Here is a 5,217-nt window from a genome sequence, read left to right as displayed (position 1 = left end):
TATCGGACTTTTACTTCGAAAATCTCCTGCGCCCGTTGCTCATGAATTATTCAGGTTACGCCAATTCCGGCACCTGGATTGACAGTAAAAAGGATAAAGAGAAACGGCCAATCATGACTTTTGTGGTTGTAACACCCGGGAAAAGCGGTATTTCAGAAGAATCTGTCACACTCTATCGTTATTTGCCTGACGGAACGATAACGCAATTGGCCACAGAAACCCTGACGAAGCTCAAAAAGTAAGCGTGTTATTTCCTGCCGGCGGTTGATCGATCCATGCAGGGCACGGCATTGGGCGGGCAGTTATTACGGCTGTCGCCCTTTTTTCAATTCGGTGAATGTCGTCTCCCTCATTGGGGTGAGAATGCTCAAATATCCCCAGGATATTTCACTGCACAGATGCAATTTGCGGTTTTGCTATGATTTCCGGCAGCTCGAATTTACCCCCTCGTTCCACTCCCTGAGCATGGCTTCACCTACCTCTCTGAAATCCGGATAATCATTGATATGCTGTCGCAGATCGCTCATGGTTTCAACCACAGACTCGGCAACCTCTTCAAGAATCACCATCGCCCTTGCCGCCTGTAAATCGCAGTGTAATCTGGCAAAAGCAACCAGTTTCTTCGCAACAGGAAAACGCTTGCTGCCATCCAGAATAAGAGCCAGTGAATCACCCTTGATGTAAGGTGTTGTGGAAACAATATCGTATGCCGGTGCAAAGTGAACCGGCTGGTCTGAAGCGGAATAGATCACCCCGAAATTCTTGAGATGGGCATCACCATTTCTCACCACGCAGGAAAGAACGAGCGAGCGGAAATAGGCCTCCATGGCTGAGTTCCGGTGTTGCGGAGAAACAAACTGGCGAATTCGCTTTGCCAGTTTTTCATAACTTCCGTCATACTTTGCAGCTGTCCCGACTCCATTGAGAGAACAGAAATCCTCAAAGCCAAGATAGAGCCCCTCTTCAGTCACGTCAAAGCGCTCAACGATCAGGAGCCTGTTGTTGAATGAAAGTGACATTTCAGGTACTGCGAGACCGGAACGACGGGCAGCCATCATGCAGAAAAACTCATTGGCAGCCAGATGCGGATATGAATTTTCCTCCCACCCCTTGACGATATGGATCGCTCCTTTGAGGGTTACCCCCGACTGATTTCGGGCTCCTGTATCACCACTCATTCCGCTACTCATCTGATCCCTGATCAACACCTTCGGCTGCACCCCGGAGACTCCGGACACGGAAGCAAGCCGAACAATCAGCGGAAATCCAAAAAGTCAGAAACCGCCCCTCTATTATTTTTTCACAGCTCATCTCTTGATAGATTAATTATTTTATACTTTATTATCACATAAACAACACGCAACAAATAGAATAATTTCCATAAGGGCACATCTATTTATTGTTGTGAGAAGCCCAAGGACAAGGCTGTACAGATACCGGTGTGTACACACGCAGTACATGAGGATTTAAAGCACCACCCTGCGCTGTTTCGGGTTTCAGAATAAATAAATAGCGGTGCCCATAACCATAATTGCGCCCATGGCGCCTCATAACCATGAAGAATCTTATTATCACCGATCTGTCAAGATTTACCAATCCTGCTATAGTCTGCATAGCTCTGGTGGACCCGGAGAGCGGAGTTTGCTACAGGCCCCTGCCTTATCTTACCAGCTCACAATGCAAGGCATTGAACATACAACCCGGCACCATAATTTCAGGAGATGTCTCATTAAAGCCGGATAACGTTAAACCGCACATTGAAGATGCGAACTGCGAAGGGTTGAAGTTTGTTGGTACATCTTCAGCCGATGAGTTTAAAAATGTTCTGTTACAGACTCTTTCTCCCGGTGCATCAGCAGGTTTCGGGGTTCAGTTTGAAAATGGTCAGAAGTTTATACCGCATGACACACCACCTGCAACCTGCTCCATAATCACCCTTAAAATAGAACCGGCGAAACTTGCTATATTTGAAGACCGATATAAACCAGGGAAAATCAAGCTGAGTTTCACTGATTCAGATGGTCACAGGTTTCAATATCTGTCTATTACTGACAGAGGATTTTACGATTTCGCAATGACGCATCAGCATGATTCGGAACTGGGCAAGGTACAGAAGCTTATCCACAAGCAGGAGGAAATTTATATCCGGTTGGGACTAAGTCGATGTTTTGAAGCTCCTGATGGCAGAAAAGGGTACTGGCTTCAGATTAATGGCCTCTACTCTTTTCCGGATTATCTTAAAGAACTTCGACACTATTAGCAGTGGAAAACGAAAAACCTCTCCTGTTCACCATCGGCCATTCAGTGCACTCTCTTGAGCACTTTGTTAACATACTGAAGCTCAACGACATCAAGGCAATTGCCGATGTCCGCGCCCTGCCCTACAGCAAATTTACACCGCAGTTTAATCGGGAGGGGTTGCAGGAGTTCCTCAAAGGTGAGGATATTGATTATATTTTTTCGGGAAAAGAGTTGGGCGCTCGCTGGAAGAATCCTGAATGTTACTCCTCAAACAAGGTGATATTCAGCAAAGTAGCAAACATGAAACCCTTCCAGGAGGGCCTTTTACAGCTTGCAGAAGTGGCTTCAAGGATGCGAACAGCAATCATGTGTGCCGAGAAGGATCCGCTTGCCTGCCACCGAACCTTGTTGGTTGCCCGTTATGGCAAAAAGCACTTTTCTGATATCCGGCACATTCTGGAGGATGGAACTGTCGAATCCGGCCGGCACGCTGATCAACGACTTCTGGCAGCATATCATCTGGATGCAGAAGATCTTTTCAGTTCCGGCGAAGAGCGACTCAATATTGCCTATACAAAGCGTGCCGAAAAAATTGCATACGAAGAGGAACAGGATGATACCTTAGGGCGGCTCTCTGTTAATTCTCATGAACGGATTGACGTTCAAGCCCCGGAGGAGCGAAATATTGGCGAACCTTAAGCTTTTCACCATAGGCTTTACGCAGAAAGGGGCGGAGCTCTTCTTTCGTTTGCTGAGAGAGTCGGGGGTCAGGCGGATTGTGGATGTTCGTTTGAATAACCTGTCACAATTGGCCGGGTTCGCAAAGAGGGATGACCTCAAATATTTCGCAAAAGAACTCTGCAATATTGAGTACACCCATCTTCCTGATTTAGCGCCAACAAAGGAGATTCTCGAGGCTTACAAAAAGCATGAGCGCGATTGGAGTGTGTATGAAGAGCAGTTTTTCGCCTTAATGGAAAAGCGAGCTGTCGAGAAATCAGTAAAGCCGGTTATACTTGACGGTGATTGCCTGTTATGCAGCGAGCATAAACCAGACCATTGCCACAGAAGGCTTGTTGCCGAATACCTTAATGAAAAATGGGGCGGAACTATTCCGGTAACACACCTCTACTGAGTAATTACCAGCCGTAACCATTCAACTTTTTTCTGAATTCACAACCACGAAATGGACGAAAAACTCGAAATGAAATCAAAGGAAAGCAACCGGTTGCTCTTTTTTCGAGCTTTTCGAGTATTTCGTAGTTAACCTGAAAGTAGGATAAAGCGCACACTATCAGGAGGTCACTCCCAGATATTCCAAAAACAGCCGATCTCTGGCTACCGACTCGGTAGACCAGCGATAGGCGCCCATGGCCGTCTTTACCTGAGTTGTTTCTACGCAGTCGAACCAATCCAGAATCTGAGCAAGTGAGCGTTGCTCAAGCCACTTGTCCAGCATTTTTTCGAGCAGGACAAGCGCCTTGGTTTTGCCTCTTGCGTTTTTTCCAAGCTCTACCCGCATTTCCTTGATTCTCTTCGTCAGGAAGCAATGATACCCCAGTGAAACAAACTGCACGAATTGTCTTCCCCGCAAGTTGTCAGGATACCATGTGCGAGGCCTTCTGCCATCAAGGTCTCCTTTTTCAACGGCGAAAAGCTCCTCGATCTTTTCACGCAGTCGATAGTTTTCCAGTGCCGTGAAAGTCTCCATGGACTGATTGCTGACGAGCGAGAAATAGCCGAAGTATCTCTTCGCTTCAGCAATAGCCTGATCGTTGAAGCCGACCTTCAATGCTCCGCCACGCCCCTTTGTCGTGCAGACCAGATAGCGCTCGATTTTCCGTTGAGCAGATTGCGTGAACTCCTCCACCCCGTTTTCGACTTGAGCCTTGAGTTCAAGCAGCTCTTTGCGGAAGGCAACTTCCTTCTTGCTGTCGTTGTCGTGAGAATAGAAGACATGGACATAAAGACGGCGCACGAACGCATCTTCTTCTCCACCCAGCTTGCCGTTACGCGACCGCTTGCGTACTCGACCGAACTCGTGCATTCTCATTGCCGTAGCGCCACAAACCGATGGTTCAAACGGACACGTGCTGGACATGCTCGCCAGTGTCTGCCGAAGCGCATCAACCGTCTCGCGAATCCAGGTGACTCTGGGGTCAGCCAGAGTCAGGAATTTCATGTTGCGCAAGGCGAATTTCATCATGTTCTCTTCGCTGTAGTAACCGTTGTCGGTGACAATCAAGGGTCTCTCAAGGTTAAGGCACTTGAGTTGCTTCAGGGTGTTCTCAATGGATATGACGTCAGGAACATTGCCGGGCTGCTTGGCGAAAGCCAATGGTTCGCGTTCCTTGACGGAATACAAGGTCAGCAGCTTGATGGTGTTCAGTCCGTCTCCGTCCTTGTTGAACCCTTGTCGTGCTTCCGATTGGTTCTCGGAGTAGGTCGATATCGTGGTCGAATCGAATGCAAGCACCGGAGACGGCCCAAGGCGATCCGCCCGGAAGGAAAAGTAACGCTGCACGCCGTCCTCGTTACGCCCGACACTTTTGAACAGATCACCGTAAACGTCTTCAGTGATTACTTCGCTGTAGGGAAGAGGATGCATGACCTGCCAGCTCTCAAGTCGAGGCAAGGTGTTTCCGCTGGAACCGATCCAGTAGCGCGCAATGGAGAGCATTTTGTTGGCGTCTCCTTCGCCGAACGAAGATCGCACATCATGGTCAATGCCGGAGGTTTTGCCAACCCACTCCAGAATATCCGTGAGGCCACTGTGCCTGCGCACCGCGCGGGCCATCTTGTCCTCACCTTTGCGTTTTTTTGGCCGTGTAGGAAGCATCTCCTGTGTTCCTGCCTTGATTTTCCCCTGAAGCTTCTGACTGACTGTATAGGTCTTTCTGGTCTTCTCGTCATAGGCCGTAACCCGCTCATAGATGTAAATATCGCCATTAGGACGTCTTTCGCGGCGCTCTCCAA

5 protein-coding genes and 1 pseudogene are annotated in these 5,217 nt (G+C 48.4%); 4 read left to right on the top strand and 2 right to left on the bottom strand.

Going from position 1 to position 5,217, the window contains the following annotated elements; translation table 11 throughout:
• Window positions 1–242: pseudogene (locus tag BOO20_RS10010) on the top strand (hypothetical protein); the annotation flags it as partial.
• Window positions 243–416: 174 nt separating this feature from the next.
• Here the strand turns inward: BOO20_RS10010 and BOO20_RS10005 are convergent.
• Entirely contained in the window at window positions 417–1,220 is an 804-nt protein-coding gene (locus BOO20_RS10005) for a HipA domain-containing protein (protein WP_076792437.1), read from the bottom strand.
• Between the two features lie 335 nt (window positions 1,221–1,555).
• On the opposite strand from BOO20_RS10005, the gene BOO20_RS10000 reads away from it, so the two are divergent.
• From BOO20_RS10000 to BOO20_RS09990, 3 genes are read left to right on the top strand one after another with little or no spacing between them, the layout of a single operon-like run.
• Window positions 1,556–2,260, top strand: a complete 705-nt coding sequence (locus tag BOO20_RS10000) for a hypothetical protein (protein ID WP_076792435.1) — start codon at window positions 1,556–1,558, stop codon at window positions 2,258–2,260.
• Between the two features lie 2 nt (window positions 2,261–2,262).
• A complete protein-coding gene (locus tag BOO20_RS09995; protein WP_076792434.1) occupies window positions 2,263–2,940 on the top strand; it encodes a DUF488 family protein in 678 nt (225 codons plus the stop codon).
• On the top strand, window positions 2,924–3,376 hold the full coding sequence (locus tag BOO20_RS09990; protein ID WP_144277156.1) for a DUF488 domain-containing protein: 453 nt from the start codon (window positions 2,924–2,926) through the stop codon (window positions 3,374–3,376). Before BOO20_RS09995 ends, BOO20_RS09990 begins: the two co-directional genes overlap by 17 nt.
• 159 nt (window positions 3,377–3,535) lie before the next feature.
• On the opposite strand, the gene BOO20_RS09985 is transcribed toward BOO20_RS09990, so the two are convergent.
• On the bottom strand, window positions 3,536–5,217 hold a 1,682-nt coding region (locus tag BOO20_RS09985), incomplete at its 5' end, for a transposase (RefSeq protein ID WP_083694636.1).

This window comes from Chlorobium sp. KB01, assembly GCF_001975465.1.
Lineage (GTDB): Bacteria > Bacteroidota > Chlorobiia > Chlorobiales > Chlorobiaceae > Chlorobium.
Note: the sequence above shows the minus strand (reverse complement) of the source record. Positions and strands in the feature narration are given on the sequence as shown.